Below are 21,621 nucleotides of genomic sequence, written 5' to 3'. Positions count from 1 at the left end.
ATCCGTCCTCCGGCGGGTCCGGTCTCCGGCGAGGAGGGTGGGAGCGAGCACCCGCTGAAATGCGGTATTGTTCTCGTGCGAGATCGGAGCGGCAAGGCCGGGCCGACGAGCATCGGGACGTGGCGCAGCTTGGTAGCGCACTTGACTGGGGGTCAAGGGGTCGCAGGTTCAAATCCTGTCGTCCCGACTTTACGAAGTCGCAGATCGCGGGCCGGTTTCGGAGGCATCCGAAACCGGCCCTTGAGCATTTCTTGGGGACCTGCTTGCCCTTGGTGCTCTTGTCGGTGAGCCCGCCGGGTGCGGGTGTGGTCTGGCGCCACACGGTCCTGATCCACTGGGTGGTGTCGATGTCTCCGACGCGGCAGCCTGAGACCTCGCCGATACGTGCTGCGGTGCACGCGGCGAAGATGACCACGTCTTCGCAGCCGCGGTACTCGTCGTGGGAGGCGGCCACGAGCGCGTCGGCCAGCGCGACGAGGGTCTCCCCGTCCGGCAGGGCCAGCGCGCGTGGGTCGCGCCCTCGGTGCAATCTCTCCGCCCACTGCGGCCGCCGCGAGCGGGACCCACCCTGCCGCGGTTCCGCGGCGCCGGAGGCGAGGACTCGCTCCTCGTCCCGCTCCAGCACGGCCGGTGCCTGGTCGTCGGTGCCCTCCTCGACGAGGACCGGGCCAGCGCCGCACGCACCGCGGCGGCTGTGACCGGATCCCCGCGCGATTACGCCCCAGCGGCGTCACCCCGCGCGAGTACGAGGTGCTCCTCCTCCTGCCCGGACCGCCCGGGCAACCAGCAGATCGTCCGGCGCCTCTCGAACTCCCCGCGCACCGTCGAGAAGCACATGGCGAGCCTGCTCGCCAAGACCGCGGCCGGACCGCTCAGCCCTCTGTGAGATCGCCGCCGAGTGCGCCTCGGACCCGGCGCTGAGCTGAGGCGGGTCTCTGGGGGCGGCGCGGGATTTTTGGGCGGGTCCGCGGCGGAAAGATAGGGGGACCGCCCCGATGCCGTGCGCGTGCCCGCCGGCGAGCATCGCCATGGGTACGCGTGACCACCGTGCCCGACGAACGGACACCGGAGGCCCGCCCGTGACCCGTGCGCCCCAGACCAGAGCGCGCCAGTCCCGACCGTACTTCACCGTCCTCGGGACGCTCGCAGCCCACCGCGACGGCGTGCGGCTGCCCCTCGGGCCGCTCAAGCAGCGGCTCGTCCTGGGCCTGCTGCTCAGCCGGCCCAACACCCCCGTCGGCACCGACGCGCTCACCGACGCGGTCTGGCCCGACGACCCGCCGCGTACCGCCCGCAAGAACCTCCAGGTGTACATCAGCAGCCTGCGCACCCTGCTCGGCGACGGCGCCACCGCCGCACCGGGCCTCCTCGTCCACGACTGCGGCGGGTACGTGCTGCGCGTCGAGGACGACGAGGTGGACGCCCTGCGGATGCGCCGGCTCGCCCGGTCCGCCGAGGGCCTCGAACCGCAGGCCGCCGTCGCCCCGCTGCGCGAGGCGGTGGGACTGTGGCAGGGCACACCCCTGCACGACCTGCGGCGTTCCCCCGCCCTCGCGGCCGAGGGCGACCGCTTGGAGCGGCGCTGCCTCTCCGTCCACGAGGAGTGGGCCGAGTGCGAACTGGCCCTCGGCCGCGGCCCGGCCGTCGCCGAGGAGCTGCGTGAGCTGGCCGAGCGCCACCCGCTCCGCGAACGCCTGCACACCGCCTGGATGACCGCTCTGCACCAGTCGGGCCGCCGAGCCGAGGCCCTGGCCGTCTACGACGAGTACCGGCAGGAACTCGCCCGGGAACTCGGCCTGGAGCCGGGCGGCGCGATGGCCGACCGCTACCGGGCCGTCCTCTGCGCCGAGCGGCCCCGTGCCGCCGTGCGCCCCGCCACCCCTGCCCCGCTGCCGCCGGACCCGCCCGGGTTCACCGGTCGCGGCGCTCAGCTCCGCGACCTCCTCGACACGCTGGACCGCCCCGCCGGGCAGGGCGGGACCGTGCTGCTCACCGGGCCGGCGGGCAGCGGGAAGACGGCCCTCGCGGTGCGGGCCGCCCGGCTCCTGGCCGACCGGTACCCCGACGGCTGCTTCCTCGTCCGGCTCCGCGACGGCACCGGCGCGGTGCTGCCCGCGACCGCCGTCCTCGACCGGCTGGCCCGACTCACCGGCGTCCCCGCCGCGCCGGACGCCTGGCACCGCTGGCTGGTGCGGCACCGCGCCCTGGTGGTGCTGGACGACGCCCCTGGCGAGTACGCGGTACGCGGACTCCTGGCGCCCGAGGGCCGCTCCGACGTCCTGGTCACGGCGCGCGGCCTGCTCGGCGGGCTGGCACCGGTCGGTCGGGTGGACGTGCCGCCGATGGACCCGGCCGAGGCCCTGGACCTGCTGGCCCGGTTCGTCGGCACGGCACGCGTCGCGGCCGACCGCGCCGCCGCCCTGCGCGTCGTGCACGGTTGCGGTCTGCTGCCGCTCGGTGTCCGGGTCGCCGGGATGCGCCTGGCCGTCCTGCGTCACCTGCCGCTCGCCGAGTACGCGGACCGGCTGGCGGACCCGGCCAGCGCCCTGGACGAACTCGCCGCCGGGGACGTCGTGGTGCGCGACCGGCTGACCGTGGCCTGGTGTGACCTGCCGCCGCCTCAGGCCGACGCCCTGGCCCGGCTGGCGGCCGCCGGTCCGCCCGGCCCCTTCACCCTCACCGAGGCGGCCGAGGCCCTGGGCAGCTCCGCACGGGAAGCCGTCCGTATCGTCGAGACGCTGATCGGCGCCGGTGCGGTCACCATCCCGGGCGGCGAGATCACCGCCCACGCCGCACTGTACGAAATCCCCCGCCTCGTCTGGCTGTTCGCCCGCGAGGACGCCCGGGCACGGGCTGCGGGGACGGGGACGGGTGGGGGCGCCGGGCCGGCCGCGGTCGCGGGCAGGAGCGCGGCGGTCGGGTCCTCGATCAGCCGCAGCCCCGAGCCGGTTGGGCCGGAGGGACACCGGGAGATGCGCGGCTCCAGCGGGTGCGGCCACATCCCGCAGGTCTCGCAGACCACGGGGTTCTCGGCCCGGACGGTCCCGTCCAGGGGGATCTGATGGCGCAGCAGGGCGGAGACCACAGCAGTTCGAGCCCGCTCTCCTGCTCGCCGGTGTCCCATGAGTCCCTGACGGCCCCGGCCTCGCTGGGCGGGAGGAGGGCGGCCAGCCGCCGCCACACGGCAGCTTCGTCGCTCATGCAGGCAGTGTAGTGCGGGCCGGCGGTAGCCCCGGCGAGGGGCGGAGGTGGCTGGCATCGCGTCCAGTGCGGCGGCGGAGCCCCCGAGGCCGTCGGCCGGGACATGGCCCACCCGGGGCCCGCGGCATCGGCCCGGCCGCGGGTGGCCGGATGCGCCACCCGGCCGTACGCCGAAGGACCCGGTCGCGCACCGCGACCGGCCCGGTCCACTCGTGCCCCGGGTCCGGAGGCCGCCGCACCCCGACGATCCGGGGGCGCGACGGGAAACCGCCATCAGGGTCCCGCGGTCATCAGTCGGCACCGGCCGCCGCGCGGCCAGCCCTCGGTTCGTCCGGTACCGCTCCGTCCGCCGAGCCTCGTCAGGACCGCTTCCCAGCGCGGTCCCGCCCGGAGGGGCGATGTCTCAGGATGGGGGCCGGGCACCGTCCGGGCGGCGGCTGCCGTCACCCCAGGGTGAGCAGGGAGAGGAGCCTCCTCGGTCCGGACTCCGAGGCCGCCCCGCCGTCCCCGCCCGCCAGCGTGTGCAGGGCCAGCAGCAGTCCGGCCGAGCCGGTGGCGAGGTCGGTGGAGAAGCGGCGCAGGCCTGCGCCGGGGACGAGGAGACGTGCGTCGTCCTGGACCAGGTGCCAGGCCAGATTGCGTACCGAGGCCAGGACGTCGGGTGCCGGAGGGCGCGTCTCGCCGGGTGCGGAGGACGTGTCGAGGGCGTGGGCCGTCGCCGTCAGGCCCGCGCGGCCGGTGAAGAGGCCGGGCTCACGGACGAATTCCAGGACGCACCCCCGGCGTACGCCGGGCAGCAGTTCGGCCAGCAGGGGGTCCTCGCGGTGTTCCAGGTAGGCACGGGCGACGAGGGCGAAGCCGCCGCTGCCCTGGTCGAGGTAGAGCAGGTGGCGGCGGCCGTCCTTGACCTGGACGGAGCCGCCCGGCAGCCGCACGCAGTGTGCGGCCTCCCGGTGCAGCACGTCCCGCGCGGCGGCCAGCAGCCAGGACTCGCCGGTCAGTTCGTACAGCTCCAGGTGGAGCAGGGCCGCTCCGGAGAGCCCGCGCAGCAGACCCGCGGAGTCCGGCGCCGCCAGCCCCGGTACGGTCTCGCCGCGGGCCAGCCGGGCGAGGTCGCGGGCGGTACGCAGGACCGCGGGCGGCGGGGCCGCTTCGGGGCCGCCGGCGGCCCGCGCGACCCGCAGCGCGGCCAGCGCCGTTCCCGCGCGGCCCGTCGCGAGGTCCGCGCCCACCGGAGCGGGCGCGGCCGCGCTCCGCTCCAGCAACTCCGCCGCCACCTCCCCCTCGCCGAGCGCCGCGAGGACCGCCGCGGCCCCGGGCAGACCGTCGAGGAACCCGCCCGCGCGGGCCGGGGGCCGGCGCAGGGACGCCTCGGCGAGCCACCGCACCCACTCCGCGGGCACGTCGGCGCCGGTACGGCGCAGCGCGTGCAGCACACCGGCCGCGCCGTGCGCCGCGCACACGCCGCCGGTGGCGAACCCGTCGGGGCCGCCCGGGAAGAGCCGGTCCAGGCGTTCGGGGGTGGCGGCGGCGCCTATCCCCGCCAGCAGCAGGGCACGCAGGCGTTCCCAGTCCGGCACCGGGCCCGCGAGCAACTCCTCCACCGGATCGGCCGTACCGGCGGCCGGGGCGAGCAGCGCCGGGCGCGGCGGGCCCGCGTCGGGGGCGAGCCGGTAGCGGTCCCGGGCCCAGCGCTCCAGGACGAGGGCCTTGCGCCGGTCGTGCCCGGCCATCTCGGTGAGCGGCATCAGCATGTGCAGCCACGTCGACCACAGCGCGTACGCGTCGGCCTCCGCGCCCGGTGTGCCCGCCGGGGCCTGCATGCCGAAGGCACCGGCGAACGGGCTCGGATCGTCCAGCCCGGTGGCGTACTCGAAGTCGATGAGGACCAGGGAGCCGTCGGGGCGCACGACGACGTTGGCAGGGTGGAGGTCGCCGAAGCGCAGGCCCCGGGCGTGCACGGAGGCGAGTGCCTCCGCCAGCCGTCCCGTCACCTCGTCGGCCCACGCCCGGTAGGCGTCGAGTTGGGCGTCGGTGCGCTCGCCGCGCACCAGCGCGTACCGGGCGACGATCTCCTGGAGGAGGGTGCGCCCCTCGACGTACTCCTCGACGAGGAAGTGGTGCTCCCAGACCGTGCGCACGCCGTGCACCCGCGGTACGCACTCCAGGCCCGCCAGCCGCTGCAGCGCCCGGTGTTCGCGGTGCAGGCGGGTAACCGCGTCGTCGCCCGCCGCGTCCAGGCCGGAGTGCGGGCGCGCCTCACGCAGTACGACCCGTTCGCCGGTGCCGCGGTGCCGGGCGAGGTAGATGCCGCCCGCGTCGGAGAACTGGAGCGCCCGGTCGACCACGTAGGGGAAGCCGTCGTCCCGGGCCGCGGCGCGGGCCGCGAGGTGCGGGCCCAGCTCCGGGGGCACCGTGACCCACGGCGGCACCCGGAAGACCACGTCGCGCTCGTCGGGGACCAGCCGACCGTCCGGAGTGCTCAGTGCCGGGACCGTGGTGCCGTCCGTCGCCCGGCACCAGCGCTCGGTGAAGGAGCCGTACCGGACGTGGACCGGTCCGGCGCCGATCCGCAGATCGCTGAGGACGTACGGGCCGCGACGGCCCTCCAGCGCGTCGGACAACTCGGTCATCAGCCGCAGGAAGGCGGGCTCGTCCGGCGGATAGGCCGTGACGAATTTGCCGCTGCTGCCGCGCGCCATGTACTTGTCCGACATCAGGGCGAGCGCCCGGTGGCTGCGCAGGAACTTGACCGGTACCCGGTGGCGCACGCAGATCCGCACGGTCTCCCGCAACGTCGACGCCGCGTCCTCGGGGACCGCCGACACGTGGATCTTCCAGCCCTGCTCGGTGACGGTCACGCCGTCCGGCCGCAGGGAGGTCCACAGCCCGGAGCGCCCCTTGCTCCACCCGGCGGGCGCCGGTTCTTGGTCCAGGGCGAACCTGCTCCCCTCGTCGGGGAGCCGGGCGGGGGTCTCGTAGAACGTCGGGTCGGCGAGCGAGTAAAGCTGGTTCTGGTGGAGGCCGGGCACGGTCCGCCGCCTTTCTGCCAGGGGTGAGTGGGGGAGCGGGTCAGTGCGGGGCCGGGGGCGCGGCGGCCGGGGTCGTCCGGCCGGGGCCGTCCTCCCCGGGCGGACGGGATGCGGCCGCATCGCCGGGTGCCCCGGTGGCCTCGGCCTCCTCGTAGGAGGGCACCGCGCGGGCCGAAGGTGCGAAGGTCACCACCGCCGCCGACACCGCCAGTACCGTGCCGATCGAGAGGAAGGCCGCCACCGGGCCGAACGCCGTGAGCAGCGCGCCGCCCGTCAGCGGGCCGAGCGGCTGCACCAGCGAGGAGAGGAAGCCGGCGGAGCTCTGCACCCGGCCCACCCGGTCGTCGGGGGTCACCACCAGCAGCGTGGACAGGAAGCCGATGCTGGCGACCGTGGAGAGGAACATGCAGGCCATCACCAGCACCCCGGCCACCAGCGGTTCCCGCACTACCGCCAGCGCCCCGGCTGTCGCCACGCAGATCCAGCAGGTGGCCGGGATCAGCAGCCCGGCACGCCGCTCCGGCCGCAGCCGTGGGGCCAGCAGGGCCCCGGCCAGCGCCCCGGCCGAGGTACACGTCACGATCAGGCCGCCGCCCACCCCGGACCGGCCGCTGTCGGAGAAGACCGACAGGGCGGTGAAGGTCATCGCCCCGAACGCGAAGTTCATGCCCAGGCCGAAGACCAGCAGCACTGTCCGCAGGTACGGAAGTTCCCAGAGGAAGGACAGACCGGCCGTCAGCTCACGGCGGCTGAAGGGGCGTCCGGCGCGGGACGCCGGACGCGAGCGGGTGCGGACCAGGGCGACGCACAGCGTGGACAGGGCCAGGCCGACCGCCTCCGCGAGGAACGGCAGCACCGGGTGGAGGCCGAACAACGCCCCGCCGATCAGCGGACCCACCAGCCGGGCGGTGGCGGTGCGGGCCTGGAGCCGGGCCGTGGCCGTGCCCATCTGGTCCCGCGGCACCACCGCCCGCATCAGCCCGAACGCGGCCGGGCCGTAGAGGCTGGTGATCACCGCGGCGGCCGCGGCGACCAGCAGGACGAGCACGAGCGGTGTATGCCCGTTCCACACCGCGACGGCCAGCGCGGTCACCACGGTGAGGCTCCCGAGGTCGCAGAGCCGCATCAGCCGGCGCCGCTCCACCCGGTCCGCGACCACGCCGCCGGGCAGCATCGTCACCAGCAGCGAGGCGACGGAGACGGTGCCGATCGCCCCGGCCTGCACGGCCGAACCGGTCTCACGCAGCACGAGCAGGGGCAGGGCGAGCGCCGTCATCTGGGTGCCGATCACGGCGAAGAGGCCGCTCAGCCAGAGCAGCCGGAAGTCTCGGTTGGCGCGCAGCGGGACTGCGCGCTCGGGCACGGCCATGGTCGGCTCCCCTGGGGCGGGTCGGAACGTGACGGGACGGGGGCTCGCTTGAGCGGCGCTCCGGGGCGGGCGGCGGCACGCGGCGGCACCGGCCGGACCGCAACGCCCGGTGGGGCGGAACCCGTCTCTCCGTACGGGTCCGCCCCCTCCGGTCGGCCAGGCGCCGCGTGCGGCGCCCGGCGTGGAGCTCACTGCACGTTCTCGACCACGCTGAGGACGCTGATGCAGTTGCCGGGGACGGTGTGCTCGCTGTCCACCGCGGTGGTGCCCTGCAGGTCCAGGACCGACGCGCCGTGCGCCTCGACCTCGGGGGTCTCGGCGGTCTCGGGGGTCTTCGGCTGGGTGTTCTCGGACATGACGGTCTCCGTCCACTCGTAGGTGTCGTATCGGACTGCGCCGGAGGGCGGCGACCCGCCGGACCGGCTTCGGCCTGCCGTCGGCCTGCCGATGAGCAGAACGTTAGGAAGCCCGTCCCCACGAACGCCCCGGTGTCGGTATGGGGACGGTTAACCCGCAGCCCGCGGTGCCCGCCGCCCGCCCGCCGGGGCTCCGGCGGGCCCCGGAACGGGCCTCGCCGGGCCGCCGGCCTCGGCCCATACCGTTCGCCAACCGCCGCCGAACCGTTCGCCAAACCCGGTGCGCGAGCCTCCTGCGGTACGGGTACGTCAACACGGCGGACCCGGCCCGCCCCGGCACCCGCCGCGCGGGCGGACTGAGGAGGCGACGGATGCGACTCGCGGAGATCATCGGCCTGCGGCCCCAGCCGGCGGCCGGCCTGCTCGTCACGCTCACCCGCCGCTGCCCTCTGAGCTGCGCCCACTGCTCCACCGGCTCCGGCCCCGCGAGCGCCGAACGGCCCGACCCGGGCGATCTGCGGCGCTTCGTCGCCTCGTTCACCGGCCGCGACCGCCCGGAGGTCATGATGCTGACCGGCGGCGAACCCCTGCTCATGCCCGGCCTGGTGCGCGATCTCGCTCTCAGCGCACGGGAGAAGGGGACACGTACCGCCGTCCTCAGCGGCATGTTCTTCGCCCGCGCCAGGACCGTGCCGAAGGCCGTGTTGCGCGCCGCCGCCAGTGTCGACCACTTCTCCGCCAGCCTCGACCTGCACCACGAGCGCGAAGTGCCCCGCGAGAAGGTCTTCGCCGCCCTGCGCGAGCTGAGCGCCACCGGTACGCGGGTCAGCCTGCACCTCACCGGGACAGGGCCCGACGACCCCTACCTGGCCGAGGCCACCGCCGCCGTCGACCGCGAGTTCGGCGGCACCCTGCCCGTTCTCGTCAACGAGATCAGGGCGTTCGGCCGGGCCGCCGCCTGGGCGCGCCCCGCACGGGCCGTACGCACGGACGACGGGGCCGCCCCGGCACCCTGTGCGATGGCCGCCTGGCCGGTCGTCGCCTTCGACGGCACCGTGATCGCCTGCTGCAACCAGCACGCGGTGGACCGGCGCCCCGTACCGCCGCACCTGCGGCTCGGCCACGTCGCCGAGGACACCTGGGGCACCGTCCGCGCCCGCGCCCTCGACTCGCCCCTGCTGCGGATGGTCCGCACCGTCGGCCCCCTCCACCTCAGAGCACGCCACGCCCCCAACGAACCCCCTGCCGCCTCCTACTGCGACGCCTGCCACCAGCTCTCCGCGCTCCCCGGTGCCGTCGCGGCCGCCGAACGGACGGCCTCCGGGGCGGCGGGCGCCCTGCTGGACCTCACGGTCAGTCGGGGCCGCTCCGCCCACGGCGCCACCGCGCTGGTCCGTGCCCACGGCTGCGCCCCGTACGCCGCCTGGGTGGAGCGGCCCGCACCGGGCGGACCGGAGGCCGTACGGTGAGCCCGCTCACCGCTTCCGCCCGGCTCCGCGCCAAGCTCTCCCTGGTTGAGGCGGGGCCGCACGGCGCCACCGCCGCCTTGTGGCGGGCCGACCGCCCCCGCGAGCGTTACCTCGCGTACCTCGTGACGATGCACCAGGTGATCAGGGGGTCGGTGCCGCTGATGGAACGTGCCGCCGAACTGGCCGACCGGGCCGCCGCCCGCGACGCCGACCCGCTCGGCGCGCCCCTCGCCCGGTACCTGCGTGCCCACGCCCTGGAGGAGGCCGACCACGACCTCTGGCTGCTGGAAGACCTGGCCGCCGCCGGCGCGGACACCGGGGCCGTGCTCGGGGCCATCCCGCCGCCCGACGTCGCCGCGCTCACCGGCGCGCAGCACTACTGGATCGAGCACCACCATCCGCTGGCGCTCGTCGGCTACATCGCCGTCCTGGAGGGCCACGCCCCGGCCGCGCTCCTCGGCGCTGTGCTGGCCCGGCGGACCGGCCTGCCCGAGGCGGCGTTCCGCACCGTCGAGGCCCACGCGCGACTCGACGCGGGCCATGTCGACGACGTGTACGCCCTGCTGGACACCCTGCCGCTGACCGGGCGGGACGAGGCGCTCCTCGCGGTCAGCGCCCTGCACACCGTGGACGCGCTCACCAGTATCTTCGTCCGGCTCGGGCGCCGCGCACCGGCCGCCGTGCCGCTGCGGGAGACCGGACGGCCCACTTCGACGGGAGGTCCCGGATGACACCACCCCAGCGACCCGATCTGCTGACCCGGCTGCACGAGGCCGGATTTGCGGTCGACCTGCTCACCGAGGAGCAGCGCGAGGTCCTGACCGGCCTGGCGCCGGAGGAACTGGCCGTCCTGCTCGACATCAAGGGCCGGCTCGACGCCGTGGGCCCGGAGGTGGAGGCACACGGCGAGATCGCCGGCGGCGCCCTCTTCTGACGCCCCGCCGGACGCACCGCCGGTCCCGGCCCGCTCCCCGGGGCCGGGACCGGGACCGGCCCAGCGGAGCCCCCGACCCGTCCGCCAGGAAGGACCCTGAGAGATGACCTGCTCCTCGTGCCACCAGGGGCTCCCCGCGGGCGCCCGCTTCTGCCGCGCCTGCGGCGCGCTCGCGGCCCCGGACGTCGAACGGCCCGTACCGGCCGCCGTGCCCGGCCCCGGCATCCCGCTGCCCGAGGACAAGCGCAAGCCGGTGACCGTGCTCTTCTGCGACATGGTCGGCTCCACCGCCCTCTCCGGCGCCCTTGACCCGGAGACGCTGCGGACCGTCACCCTGCGCTGGTTCGGGCTGATGAGCGCGGAGATCGAGGCGCGCGGCGGCACACCGGAGAAGTTCATCGGCGACGCGGTCATGGCGGTCTTCGGCGTGCCCCGCGTCCACGAGGACGACGCCCGCCGGGCCCTGGCGGCGGCCCTCGGCATCCGGGAGGCGCTTAGCCGGTTCAACACCGAGCTGGAGCAGACCCTCGGCCTGCGCATCAGCATTCGGATCGGGATCAACACCGGCCAGGTGGTGGCCGGTTCGGACACCACCGCCCGGCAGGCATTGATCTCCGGCGAGACGGTGAACGTGGCCGCCCGGCTGGAGCAGAACGCGGGCCCGGGGGAGATCCTGATCGGCCCCCAGACGCTGAGCGCCGCCGGCCCCACCGTCGCCGTCGAGGAGGTCGGTCCGCTGGCCCTCAAGGGGAAGGCCGAGCGGGTCCGGGCCTACCGGCTGCTCGCCCTCGGTGCCGACGACCCGGAACTACTGCGCCGCTTCGACGTCGCCTTCGTCGGCCGCCGCACCGAGCTGGCTCTCCTGAGCGAGGAGTCGCGGGCCGCCCGCCGCGGCGCCCGGCTGCTGCACCTCGTGGGCGAGGCGGGCACCGGCAAGACCCGGCTGGTACGGGAGTGGCGCACCCGCACGGCCGCACCCGGCCAGCTCGTGTACGGCGCCGGGCGCTGCCGGAGCTACGGCGACCACGGCTCCCTGTCGCCGCTCGCGGACGCGGTGCGCACGGTGCTGGCCGAGGCGCCGCCTCCGGCGGACGACCGCCGGGACGCCGGCGCCCTCGGCGTCCTCGCCCGGGGCCTGCTTCACGACGGCACGCCCAACGTGCCCCTGGAGGAGATGTGCGCGGCCCTCGCCACGGTCCTCACCCGCACCGCCCGCACGTGCCGCCCCGTCCTCCTGCTCGACGACTGGCACTGGGCCCCGCCGTCCCTGGTCAACGCCGTCGAACGCCTGCACGCCCGGCTCGGGGAGGCGCCCGTCCTCACCGTCTGCGTCGGCCGCCCCGGCGGCGCCGCTCCGCCCGCGGCGGCGGCCCCGCTGCGCCTGGACGGGCTGGCCCCCGAGGAGGCGGCCCGGCTCGCCGCCGAACTGACCCCGGGCGCCCCCACCCCAGCCCACCTGCTGGAACGTGCCGAGGGCAACCCGCTCTACCTGGAGCAGTTGCTCCTACCCGCCGACGACGCCGCCGCGGCACTGCCCGGCGACGACCTGCCCCCGACCCTCCAGGCCCTCCTCGGCGCCCGGATCGGAGCACTGAACCCGGCCGAACGCTTCCTCCTCGACGTCGCCTGCGTCGTCGGCCGCGAGTTCGACCCAGCCGAACTGGCCCATCTCGCCGCCACCGCCCAGGGCGCCGCGCCCCCGCCGGGCGGCGCCGACCCCGCCACCGTCCTCCCGGTGCTCCGGCGGCTGCACCGGCGCCGCCTGGTCGAACCGGTCGGCACCGGCCCGCTGAGCCCCTACCGCTTCGCCAGCGGCCTGGTCCAGGAGGTGGCGTACGCCTCCCTCTCCAAGCGGGCCAAGGCCGAACGCCACGAGGAGGCCGCCCAGCTACCGAGTGTCACCGCCGCCGGGGACGCAGCGGTCGGCGGACACCTGGAGCGCGCCTGCCGCCTGCGGACCGAACTCGGCCTCGTCGACGCTCGCACCGCCCTGCTGCGCGGCCGGGCCGTCACCGCGCTCGGCCGGGCCGGCGCCCAAGCCCTGGCCCGCTCCGACCTCACCTGGGCCGACAGCCTGCTGGGCCGCTCCGTCGAACTGGCGGAACCCGGCACCCCCGGCGCCGTCGCCGCCCTGCGCCGGCTCGGCGAGGTACGTATCGCCCTCGGTCGGACCGAGGATGGTGCCGCCCTGCTGCGTCGCGTACCGGTGGACGGCACAGTCCCGGTCGAGGCCGCCCACGCCCGGCTCGCGCTCGCCGTCCAGGACCCCGGCGGTGCCCTCGCCCCGGTCGCCCGCGCCGTGCTGCCCGTCTTCGAGGCGGCGGGCGACCGGATCGGCCAGGCCAGGGCTCGGCTGCGGCTCGGCCAGCAGTGCCAGTCGGCCGGCCGCCACGAGGAGGCCGACCGGGAACTGGTCCAGGCGCTGGACCACGCGGTCGCCGCCGGCGCGGAACCCGAGCGGGCCGCAGCACTGGGCGCCGTCGGAGTCTCGCTGTGGCGCGGCCCCGAACCCGTCGCCTCGGCCGTCCACCGCTGCCGAGCCCTGCTGGCCGCCCACGGCGGCGGCCGTCCCACGGTCGGTGTCACCCTCAACTGCCCGCTCGCCGTCCTCCTCGCCCTGCACGACCGGCCGGACGACGCACGGGCCGCCCTGGACGAGGCGGCCCGGTTCGCCGCCGAACTCGCCTACGCCGAGGCCGGCGTCTTCCTCCCGGTCTTCCGCGCCGCCGTCATGGCACTCGCCGGGCGGCGTACCGAGGCGCTACGCCTGCTCGCCGGGGCCGACGCCGAGGCGGAGCGCCTGGGCGCGGGCGGGATGCGGGTCGCCATCGCGCTGGAGACCGGGCGGCTGCTGCTGGACGAGCGGCGCGTGTCCGAGGCGGCGGCCCGCCTCGCCCCGGCCGAGTGGGCCGAGGGGCTCTCCCGTGCCGACTCCGTCGACCTCACCGGGCTGCGGGCCCGGCTGGCCGCCGCCGAGGGGCGGGGCGACGCCGCGCTGGCCGCCGCCGACGAGGCCGTGGCCACCGCCGCACTGACCGACTCGCCCCTGCTCCGGGCGACGGCCGCCCTCGACCGGGCGCGAGTCCTCGCCTCGCTCGGCCGCGGCGCCGCCGCCGCGGCGGCGGCCCGCCGGGCGGAGGGGCACTTCACCGACAAGGGCCACTGGCCCGGGATACGCGCCGCCCGCGCGCCGCTCGGCGGCCCCGTCTGCGTACCGGCCGGTAAGACCACGACCGAGAGGGCGAGCTGACGATGGCGACCACCACCACGGGGGCATCGCCCGGGACCGCGCTGACCTGGAGTCTGCGCGGCCGGGGCCCCGACGACCTGCCCGTCGTCGCCGATCCCGCCCTCGCGGACGACCCCGGTGCGGGGACCGGGCGCGGGGTGCGGGTCTGCGTCGTCGACTCCGGCGTGGAGCGCGACCACCCGCTCGTCGGCCCGCTCGCCGGTTCCTGGGTGGTCGTCAAGGACGCGGAGTCCGGGGGGACAGAGGTCCGCGAGACCGACACCGGGGACACCTGCGGCCACGGCACCGCCTGCGCGGGCATCATCCGCCGCACCGCACCGGAGTGCGAGATCTCCAGCGTCCGGGTGCTCGGCGAACGGTTCTCCGGCACCGGCGACGTGCTCCTGGCCGGGCTGCGGTGGGCCGTCGACCAGGGGTTCGACCTGATCAACCTCAGCCTCTCCACCACCCGCACCCATTTCGCCCAGGACTTGCACGACCTGGCGGACCGCGCCTACTTCGCGCGGTCGGTCCTCGTCGCCTCGGCCCACAACACACCCGTGGAGAGCTTCCCCTGGCGGTTCGCCTCGGTGATCTCCGTCGGCAGCCACCAGGAGGACGACCCCGCCCTCCACCTCTACAACCCGTCCCCGCCCGTCGAGTTCTTTGCACCCGGCCAGAACGTGACGGTGCCGTGGCTGGGCGGCGCCACCATCCGCACCACCGGCAACAGTTTCGCCACCCCTTACATCACCGGCCTCAGCGCGCGTCTCCTCTCCGCCCGTCCGAGGATGACGCCCTTCCAGCTCAAGAGTGCCCTCTATCTGTCCGCGGCCAACGTACGCGTGGCGCCGCGGCATCACCTTCCGGCAGGAGAGGCTTCCGATGACTCTGAGAACTGACCCCGTCGCGGCCCCGGCGCCGCTCCCCGGCGGAGCCGGTGACGCCCGCCGCGGCGAACTCCTCCAGTCCGTCGTCGAGGTGGCCCGCGCCATCTTCGGTGCCGCGGCGAGCTCCGTCCTCCTCCTCGACGAGGAGCACGACGAACTCGTCTTCGCCGCCGTCTCCGGCGAGGGCGAGGAGTTCCTGGTCGGCCGCAGGTTCTCGGCGGGCAGCGGTATCGCCGGCTGGGTCGCCACCTCCGGGGAACCGGTCGTCGTCGACGACCTCACCGCCAACCGCTCCTTCGACCGCTCGGTGGCCGAGTCGACCGATTACGTCCCCGACGCCCTGATGGCCGCACCCCTGGTCAGCGACGCCCGGGTACTCGGCGTCCTGGAGGTCCTGGACCCATCCCCGCAGGCCCGCTCCGGCCTGCCGGAACTCGACCTGCTCGCCCTATTCGCCCGCCAGGCGGCAACAGCCCTCCACGTCCTCGCCCCCCAGCCCCCGTCCCCCCTCACTCCCTCCCGCCGAGCCGACGCCCTGCGCCTACTCGGCAGCCTGGAACAACTCCTGCGCGAACCCGCGTGAGGGACGGGGGAGGCGGCCTGATCACTGCTCCAGGGCCAGGTTCGGCCGGTGCCGCGGGGCTACGGACGGCGGCCGTCGCCCTCCTCACTACGGGCGGGACGGTGCGTCTCCGCCCCCACGCGTCCCAGGCCGTCCAGGATGGCCTGGGCACTACGGGGAGCGTCGACGACGTCCCAGCCGCCGGGCCGGTCCAGCTCATCGGCACGGGCGGCGGTGGCCGAGCAGCCGAGTGAACCTGCGGTGGCCAGGCGCTCCGGGTTGACGTCGAGGTGGAGGATCGCCCGCCGGTCGTCGTCGGGGCTGGCGGCTGACCGGTGCTCCAACAGGGCCTCTTCGAGGGGCTCGGCCCACTAGACGGACGTCCAGTCTTCTGTTTGTCGCCCGGGGTGAGGTAGTCCAGGCCGCGCCCGTGGGACGCCCGTGTCCGTCAGGCCCGGCTCTTCCGGGATTCGGTGACCAGTAGCCAGACGAGGTAGAGGCCGCCGATGGTGCCCGTCGCCGTACCCACGGGGAGGATGGCGGGGGAGAAGATCCGCTGTACCGCGAGGTCGCTGGCGGCCAGCAGCAGCGCGCCCATCAAGGCCGCCGGGACGAGTCCGGGGCTGGAGGAGCGGACCAGTCCGCGGGCGAGTTGGGGGGCTGCCAGCGCGACGAACCAGATCGGACCGGTCGCCGCGGTGGCGAACGCGGCCAGCGCCACGCTGACGACGAGCAGCACCAGCCGGCTGCGTCCCGCGTTCACCCCCAGCGCCCTAGCGGTGTCGTTCCCCATCTCCAGCAGCGACATCCTGCGGGCGTACCGGAAGGCGATGGGGAACAGGATCGCGATGGCGATCCCCGTCCCGTTCGCCTGGTCCCAACCGCGGCCGTTGAGGCTGCCGATGAGCCATGCCTGGGCCTCCAGGGCCTCCTGGAGGCTGGCCCGAGTGATCAGGTACTGGTTGACGGCCAGCAGCAGGGCGCTCACGCCGATCCCGACGACCACGAGCCGGAATCCCAGCAGCCCCCTGGAGAACACCAGCAGGTAGACCGCGGCGGCCGTCGCCAGCCCGCCGACCAGCGCCCCCAGCGCGATCTGGGTCATGCTCCCGTGCAGCACGATGATGGTGAGCAGTGCGCCGGTCGCAGCGCCGTTGGTGAACCCGATGATGTCCGGGCTGCCGAGCGGGTTGCCTGAGAGGCTCTGCAGGATGGCCCCGCTGACGGCCAGCGCCGCTCCGACGAAGAGGGCGGTCAACAGCCGCGGCAGACGGACGGTGTTGATGATGAAGTCGGCGCCGCCCGTGCCGTGGCCGGCCAGGGCGCGAAGGGTCTCCGGGACGGTCAGTTCGAAGTCCCCGGTGGTCAGAGTGACGGCCATGACCAGCACGAGCAGGCACAGGAGCGCGGCCGACACGGCGACCGCGCGGAGCTGGACCCGTACGGAGAGTCCGCCACCCGGGGTCCGCAGGACGAGGCCGCGGACCGGCCGGAGGCTTTGCTCCGCGTCGGCCGGGTCGCCGGGGGAGCCGAGGGTCTCCTCCGCGGAACTCACAGCATGACCAGCTTTCGGCGACGGCAGAGCGCGATGAACAGCGGGGCGCCCAGGAAGGCGGTGACGATACCGACCTGGACCTCGCCGGGGGCGCCGATGACGCGGCCCAGGACATCGGCGCCCAGCAGCAGGATGGGGGCGAGGAGAGTGGAGTAGGCCAGTACCCAGCGCTGGTCCGGGCCGACGACGAAGCGGGCCACGTGGGGCACCGCGAGGCCGACGAATCCGATGGGTCCCGCGGCCGCGGTGGCCGCGCCGCAGAGCAGCATCACGGCGACCGCAGCAAGCGCCTTGGTCCGGCCGACGCGCACACCGAGGGCCTTGCCCACCTGGTCACCCAGGGCCAGTGCGTTCAGCGGTCGGGCCAGGGAGAGGGTGATCAGCAGGCCCACGGCGACGAAGGGCAGGATCACGTACACCACCTCGATGTTCCGACCGGCGAGCGTCCCCACCGTCCAGAACCGGAAGGAGTCGAACGCCTCGGGATCGAGTAGGAGCACCGCGGAGTTCAAGGCGTAGAGCACGGCGGTGATCGCGGCCCCCGCGACGACCATCCGGTCCGGTGTCGCCGGTTTCCGCCCGGCTGAGCCGAGCAGGTAGACGGCCGCGGACGCCAGTGCCGCCCCGAGGAAGGCGAACCACACGTAACCGAGGGCCGAACCGACTCCGAGGAACGCGATGGCGACGACCACACCCGACGAAGCCCCCAGGCTCACGCCGAGCAGACCGGGGTCCGCGAGGGGATTGCGTGTCAGGGCCTGCATCAGCGCGCCTGAGAGCCCCAGCGCCACACCGACCAGGAGGCCCAATACGGTCCGGGGGATCCGGTAGTCGTGGATGATGACGGCGGCCTTCGAGCCGTCGTCGTGCCACAGAACACCCCATGTCGAGGTGAACGGAATCCCTCGCGTCCCCACCCACACGCTGAGCATGCAGACGGCGACCAGCAGGGCGAAAGCGACGAGCAGCCCAAGGCCGCGGAGCGAGGCCGCCGCGACCCGGTGCGATGGCGGCCGCGCCTCGCACGTCTCGCTCTCGGGTGCGGTCTTCGCGTCGACCGACAACCGGTCCCCCATCCGATGACACAGCGCGGTATCGCGGCGAGCATGTACTTAGGTGAGGCTAACCGAATGATTACGGAGAGTCAACATGGCGGAATGGGGTGCGACCTCCAGACGGTGCGCCGTCGGCCGGGTTCGGCCCGCCACGGCACCGCTCCGGGACGCACGAGGTGTCTGCTGCAGGGCCCGGAGGAGCCGGTGCAGGGGGCTTCCGGCTGCTCGCGCCCGACCACGCCTGGCGCGGCGCCTCGATGAGCGAACCCCGCTGGCCGTGGCACTAGGGTTGTCGGCGGCCCGGCGAGGGCCATGGTCCGGGATGAAACTTAGAGTAGCCTAACCTGACTGATTGATGGTCTCCGTGGGGGTGCCGAATGCTCGATGGAGGGCCGACGGGGGGCGACGTCCTGCGGGGGGCGATCAGCGGTCAGCGTCGCCGGGTCGGGGGAGCGGCGCTCCTCGGGATGGCCCACCAGGGGTGCGAGGCGATGGTTCCCGTCGTCATCGGCGTGGTCATCGACGAAGCCGTGGCGACCGGTTCCTCCAGCGCGCTGCTGCGCTGGACCCTGGTACTCGCCGCTCTCTTCTTTGTCCTGTCCACCTGCTACCGCACCGCGGCCAGGATCAGTGAGCGGGCCGGCGAGCAGGCCGCGCACCGGATCCGGCTGGACCTCGGCTCCAGGGTGCTCGACCCGCGCGGTGGAGCCGACGCGGGCCGCCTCCCCGGGGTGCTCACCACCATCGCCACCGGGGACGCCAAACGGGTGGGACAGGTACCGGCCGTGCTGCCCTTCGGCATGGCAGCGGTGGCCGGACTGGTCGTCAGCGCCGTGGTTCTCCTGCGGATCTCGGTACCGCTGGGCCTCCTCGTCCTCCTCGGCATCCCGCCCCTGCTCTGGCTGGGCCACCGGATCAGCCGCCCGCTGGAACGGCGGAGCGAGGTCGAACAGGAGCGCGCCGCACACGCCTCCGGGGTCGCCGCCGACCTGGTCGCCGGGCTCCGCGTGCTGAAGGGCATCGGAGCCGAACCGGCCGCCGTGTCCCGGTACCGGCAGACCAGCCAGGACTCGCTGGCCGCCGCACTGCGGGCCGCCCGGAGCCGGGCCTGGCACGACGGCGCGATCCAGGCGCTGACCGGTATCTTCATCGTCCTCATCGGCTTGGTCGGCGCCCACCTGGCGATGCGCGGCACGATCAGCGTCGGTGAACTCGTGGCGGCCGTCGGAATCGCGCAGTTCCTGCTCGGACCTTTCCAACTCCTCACCTTCTTCAGCGGCGAGTTCGCCCAGGGCCGCGCCTCGGCCGCGCGGATCGCCGAGGTGCTCGCCTCACCCCCCGCCGTGTCGGCCGGAGCGGCGGCACTGGCCGAACCGGTCGCCGGCGGTCTCCGGTTCCGGGGGGTCACCCACGGCGCGTTGCGCGGCGCGGACCTCGACATCGAACCCGGCAGCGTGGTCGGCATCGTGACCAGGGATCCGTCCGCCGCCACTGACCTGCTGCGCTGCCTGGGACGGGAGGTCGACCCCACCGAGGGGGTGATCGAACTCGACGGCGTACCGCTGGCCCGTCTCGATCCCAGCGAGGTCCGCCGCGCGATCCTCGTCGCGCACCACGACGCGGACCTGTTCGAGGACAGCCTGCTGACCAACGTACGGGCCCGGGTGCCGGCCGGAACGGACGGCGCGGCGGCGGACGTCGAACCGGCCCTGGCGGCCTCCGCGGCCGACGAGGTCGCCCGCAACCTCCCCGAGGGAGTGGACACCATGCTCACCGAGCGCGGCCGGTCGCTCTCCGGCGGGCAGCGTCAGCGGGTCGCGCTCGCCCGGGCGCTCGCCGCCGACCGGCCGGTGCTGGTCGTCCACGACCCGACCACGGCCGTCGACACGGTCACCGAGTCCCGTATCGCCGGCCGCCTCAGGGACCTCCGCCGCGGCCGCACCACGATCGTGGTGACCACCAGCCCCGCGCTGCTCGCCGTGACGGACCGGGTCGTGGTGCTGGACGGGGGCGCGGTGACCGCCGAAGGCAGCCATCCCGACCTCGTCGCCAGCGACGAGGCCTACCGCTCGGTGGTGCTGACATGACCGCTACGGACCCAGCCGACGCCGACGACGGAGAACGGACGATGAGCGGAACCCGCCCCCCGGAGCGCGCCCTCCTGCCGATCGCCACCGCTGCCCAGTCGCTCGCCGTCCTGCGCACCCTCCTCCGCCGCCACCGGATGCTGACGGTGTCCGCGGTGACCGTACTCGTCGTCGGAACGGGCATCGGCCTGCTGACCGCCCCGCTGCTCGGCCACATCGTCGACCTGGTCGTCCAACAGCGCGGCCCCGCGGCGCTGACGCTGCCGATCGTCCTCCTGCTCGCGGTGGCCGTGGCACGCGGTATCGCCATCGCGGTCGGGACCTCGCTCGTCGCTCGGCTCGGTGAGGGCATCCTGGCGAGCGTCCGCGAGCGGTTCATCGAGCGCGCCCTGCGGCTGCCGCTGGAACGTGTGGAGGAGGCCGGCTCCGGCGATCTGACCTCCCGGGTCACCGGCGATGTGACCGTGATCACCAAGGGGGTCCGTGAGGCGCTGCCGGAGTTCAGCCGCGCCCTGCTCACCATCGTGCTGACGCTGGTCGGGCTCGCCGTGCTGGACTGGCGCTTCCTCCTCGCCGTCCTGCTCGCCGTGCCGATCCACGTCTTCACCGTGCGGTGGTTCATCCCCCGCGCCACCCCCGTCTACGCGGAGCACCGGGTGGCGACCGGCTCGCTGCAGCACCAACTCCTCGACAGCATCGGCGGGGTCCGCACCGTACGCGCCTTCCGGCTGAACGGCCGCCACGCCGAACTGCTGGAAAACCGCTCCCAGCAGTCCGTGGACATCGCGCTGCGCGCCATCCACCTGGTGACGGGCTTCTTCTCCCGGCTCAACCTCGCCGAGTTCGTCGGGCTGGCCTCCGTCCTGGCCACCGGGTTCCTGCTGGTCGACAACGGCTCCGTGACCATCGGCACGGCGACCGCGGCCGCGCTCTACTTCCACAGCCTCTTCAACCCCATCAACGCCGCGCTGTTCCTCATCGACGACGCGCAGTCCGCCGGCGCTAGCCTGGCCCGTCTCGTCGGGGTGTCGAACCTGCCGCCCGAGCGGGAAGGCGAGCGGTCGGCCGCGCCGGTGGACGGTTCCGTCGAGGTGACCGGGCTCAGCCACGAGTACGTCACCGGGCATCCGGTACTGCGCAAGGTCGACCTGACGGTGCGGAGCGGTGAACGCGTCGCACTGGTGGGTGCGAGCGGAGCCGGGAAGACCACTCTGGCGAAGCTGATCGCCGGCATCCACCGCCCGTCCGACGGCTCGATCGCCCTCGGTGGCGTCGACACCGGGGAACTGGGCCCCGCCGGCGTCCGGCGGACGGTGACACTGATCAGCCAGGAGGTCCACGTGTTCGCCGGGCCGCTCGCCGACGACCTGCGCCTGGCCCGGCCGGAGGCCAGCGACGAGGAACTGCGCGTCGCACTCGACCGGGTGGACGCCCTCAGCTGGGTCGAGGCGCTGCCCCAGGGCATCGACACGGTGGTCGGCGAGGGCGGCCACCGGCTCACGGTGACGCAGGCCCAGCACCTGGCTCTGGCCCGACTCGTGCTCGCCGACGCGCCGATCGCGATCCTGGACGAAGCCACCGCGGACGCCGGCAGTGCGGGCGCCCGGGTCCTGGAGACGGCCGCCCTCCGGGCACTCGAAGGGCGCACCGGCCTGATGGTGGCGCACCGGCTGCCGCAGGCCGCGACCGCCGACCGGATCGTCGTCCTCGACGAGGGCCGGATCGTCGAGACGGGAACCCACACCGATCTGGTGGCCGCGGGCGGACGCTATGCGGCCCTGTGGGCCGCGTGGTCGGACAGCCGCCGCCAGCCTGGGGGATCCGAGACGGGACGGGCCGAGCCGCATGGGGCGCCGCAGAAGGTCGCCACCGGCTGACGGGG

14 protein-coding genes, 1 tRNA gene and 2 pseudogenes are annotated in these 21,621 nt (G+C 74.9%); 11 read left to right on the top strand and 6 right to left on the bottom strand.

Features of this window, described 5'->3' with window-relative positions:
- Positions 1–113 precede the first annotated feature (113 nt).
- The 3 genes and pseudogenes from BGP73_RS05325 to BGP73_RS05315 all read left to right on the top strand — a co-directional run bounded on the left by BGP73_RS05325 (position 114) and on the right by BGP73_RS05315 (position 3,062).
- Positions 114–187, top strand: a tRNA-Pro gene (locus BGP73_RS05325).
- A gap of 494 nt (positions 188–681) precedes the next feature.
- Positions 682–926 (top strand): annotated as a pseudogene (locus BGP73_RS21805) (LuxR C-terminal-related transcriptional regulator); the annotation flags it as partial.
- Between the two features lie 153 nt (positions 927–1,079).
- On the top strand, positions 1,080–3,062 hold the full coding sequence (locus BGP73_RS05315) for an AfsR/SARP family transcriptional regulator (RefSeq protein WP_244501096.1): 1,983 nt from the start codon (positions 1,080–1,082) through the stop codon (positions 3,060–3,062).
- 582 nt (positions 3,063–3,644) lie between these two features.
- Here the strand turns inward: BGP73_RS05315 and lanKC are convergent.
- The 3 genes from lanKC to BGP73_RS22980 all read right to left on the bottom strand — a co-directional run bounded on the left by lanKC (position 3,645) and on the right by BGP73_RS22980 (position 7,958).
- Entirely contained in the window at positions 3,645–6,233 is a 2,589-nt protein-coding gene (gene lanKC, locus BGP73_RS05310) for a class III lanthionine synthetase LanKC (protein WP_069812901.1), read from the bottom strand.
- Between the two features lie 40 nt (positions 6,234–6,273).
- The gene (locus BGP73_RS05305) at positions 6,274–7,602 is read right to left on the bottom strand and encodes an MFS transporter (protein WP_069812302.1); all 1,329 of its coding nucleotides are present in this window, start codon (positions 7,600–7,602) and stop codon (positions 6,274–6,276) included.
- 188 nt (positions 7,603–7,790) lie between these two features.
- Entirely contained in the window at positions 7,791–7,958 is a 168-nt protein-coding gene (locus BGP73_RS22980; protein ID WP_170837753.1) for a hypothetical protein, read from the bottom strand.
- Between the two features lie 371 nt (positions 7,959–8,329).
- Here BGP73_RS22980 and BGP73_RS05300 point away from each other — a divergent pair, with 371 nt between their 5' ends.
- From BGP73_RS05300 to BGP73_RS05275, 6 genes are all read left to right on the top strand, one after another.
- Positions 8,330–9,427, top strand: a complete 1,098-nt coding sequence (locus tag BGP73_RS05300; protein ID WP_069812301.1) for a radical SAM protein — start codon at positions 8,330–8,332, stop codon at positions 9,425–9,427.
- The gene (locus tag BGP73_RS05295; protein ID WP_069812300.1) at positions 9,424–10,158 is read left to right on the top strand and encodes an iron-containing redox enzyme family protein; all 735 of its coding nucleotides are present in this window, start codon (positions 9,424–9,426) and stop codon (positions 10,156–10,158) included. Before BGP73_RS05300 ends, BGP73_RS05295 begins: the two co-directional genes overlap by 4 nt.
- On the top strand, positions 10,155–10,361 hold the full coding sequence (locus BGP73_RS05290; RefSeq protein ID WP_069812299.1) for an aroma-sacti cluster domain-containing protein: 207 nt from the start codon (positions 10,155–10,157) through the stop codon (positions 10,359–10,361). Before BGP73_RS05295 ends, BGP73_RS05290 begins: the two co-directional genes overlap by 4 nt.
- Before the next feature lie 103 nt (positions 10,362–10,464).
- Positions 10,465–13,611 (top strand): adenylate/guanylate cyclase domain-containing protein, encoded by a 3,147-nt coding sequence (locus BGP73_RS05285; RefSeq protein WP_069812298.1) that lies wholly within the window; start codon positions 10,465–10,467, stop codon positions 13,609–13,611.
- 2 nt (positions 13,612–13,613) lie between these two features.
- Positions 13,614–14,492 carry a S8 family peptidase gene (locus BGP73_RS05280; protein ID WP_069812297.1) on the top strand — a complete coding sequence of 293 codons (879 nt, stop codon included), beginning with the start codon at positions 13,614–13,616 and terminating at the stop codon, positions 14,490–14,492.
- Positions 14,476–15,063: a GAF domain-containing protein gene (locus BGP73_RS05275; protein ID WP_069812296.1), complete on the top strand. Its 588-nt coding sequence runs from the start codon at positions 14,476–14,478 to the stop codon at positions 15,061–15,063. The genes BGP73_RS05280 and BGP73_RS05275 overlap by 17 nt, the downstream gene beginning before the upstream one ends.
- A gap of 116 nt (positions 15,064–15,179) precedes the next feature.
- Here the strand turns inward: BGP73_RS05275 and BGP73_RS22500 are convergent.
- From BGP73_RS22500 to BGP73_RS05260, 3 genes and pseudogenes are all read right to left on the bottom strand, one after another.
- A pseudogene (locus tag BGP73_RS22500) lies at positions 15,180–15,332 on the bottom strand (alcohol dehydrogenase); the annotation flags it as partial.
- 158 nt (positions 15,333–15,490) lie between these two features.
- Positions 15,491–16,597, bottom strand: coding sequence for a FecCD family ABC transporter permease (locus tag BGP73_RS05265; protein WP_069812294.1), 1,107 nt, complete (start codon positions 16,595–16,597; stop codon positions 15,491–15,493).
- Positions 16,594–17,673, bottom strand: a complete 1,080-nt coding sequence (locus tag BGP73_RS05260; protein WP_069812293.1) for a FecCD family ABC transporter permease — start codon at positions 17,671–17,673, stop codon at positions 16,594–16,596. The genes BGP73_RS05265 and BGP73_RS05260 overlap by 4 nt, the downstream gene beginning before the upstream one ends.
- Before the next feature lie 356 nt (positions 17,674–18,029).
- Between BGP73_RS05260 and BGP73_RS05255 the strand changes: the two genes are divergently transcribed.
- Both BGP73_RS05255 and BGP73_RS05250 read left to right on the top strand, forming a co-directional pair.
- On the top strand, positions 18,030–19,739 hold the full coding sequence (locus BGP73_RS05255; RefSeq protein ID WP_212732782.1) for an ABC transporter ATP-binding protein: 1,710 nt from the start codon (positions 18,030–18,032) through the stop codon (positions 19,737–19,739).
- A gap of 41 nt (positions 19,740–19,780) precedes the next feature.
- Positions 19,781–21,616, top strand: a complete 1,836-nt coding sequence (locus tag BGP73_RS05250; RefSeq protein ID WP_069812291.1) for an ABC transporter ATP-binding protein — start codon at positions 19,781–19,783, stop codon at positions 21,614–21,616.
- Positions 21,617–21,621: the final 5 nt, after the last annotated feature.

The organism is Streptomyces sp. TP-A0874 (assembly GCF_001748085.1).
Taxonomy (GTDB): Bacteria; Actinomycetota; Actinomycetes; order Streptomycetales; family Streptomycetaceae; genus Streptomyces.
This window is presented reverse-complemented; position numbering and strand designations above follow the sequence as displayed.

Coding starts and splice junctions, on each gene's coding strand:
- BGP73_RS05305 (WP_069812302.1), bottom strand. CDS start 7,602: ATGGCCGTGCCCGAGCGCGCAGTCCCGCTGCGCGCCAACCGAGACTTC.
- BGP73_RS22980 (WP_170837753.1), bottom strand. CDS start 7,958: ATGTCCGAGAACACCCAGCCGAAGACCCCCGAGACCGCCGAGACCCCC.
- BGP73_RS05300 (WP_069812301.1), top strand. CDS start 8,330: ATGCGACTCGCGGAGATCATCGGCCTGCGGCCCCAGCCGGCGGCCGGC.
- BGP73_RS05290 (WP_069812299.1), top strand. CDS start 10,155: ATGACACCACCCCAGCGACCCGATCTGCTGACCCGGCTGCACGAGGCC.
- BGP73_RS05285 (WP_069812298.1), top strand. CDS start 10,465: ATGACCTGCTCCTCGTGCCACCAGGGGCTCCCCGCGGGCGCCCGCTTC.
- BGP73_RS05280 (WP_069812297.1), top strand. CDS start 13,614: ATGGCGACCACCACCACGGGGGCATCGCCCGGGACCGCGCTGACCTGG.
- BGP73_RS05275 (WP_069812296.1), top strand. CDS start 14,476: ATGACTCTGAGAACTGACCCCGTCGCGGCCCCGGCGCCGCTCCCCGGC.
- BGP73_RS05260 (WP_069812293.1), bottom strand. CDS start 17,673: ATGGGGGACCGGTTGTCGGTCGACGCGAAGACCGCACCCGAGAGCGAG.
- BGP73_RS05255 (WP_212732782.1), top strand. CDS start 18,030: ATGCTCGATGGAGGGCCGACGGGGGGCGACGTCCTGCGGGGGGCGATC.
- BGP73_RS05250 (WP_069812291.1), top strand. CDS start 19,781: ATGAGCGGAACCCGCCCCCCGGAGCGCGCCCTCCTGCCGATCGCCACC.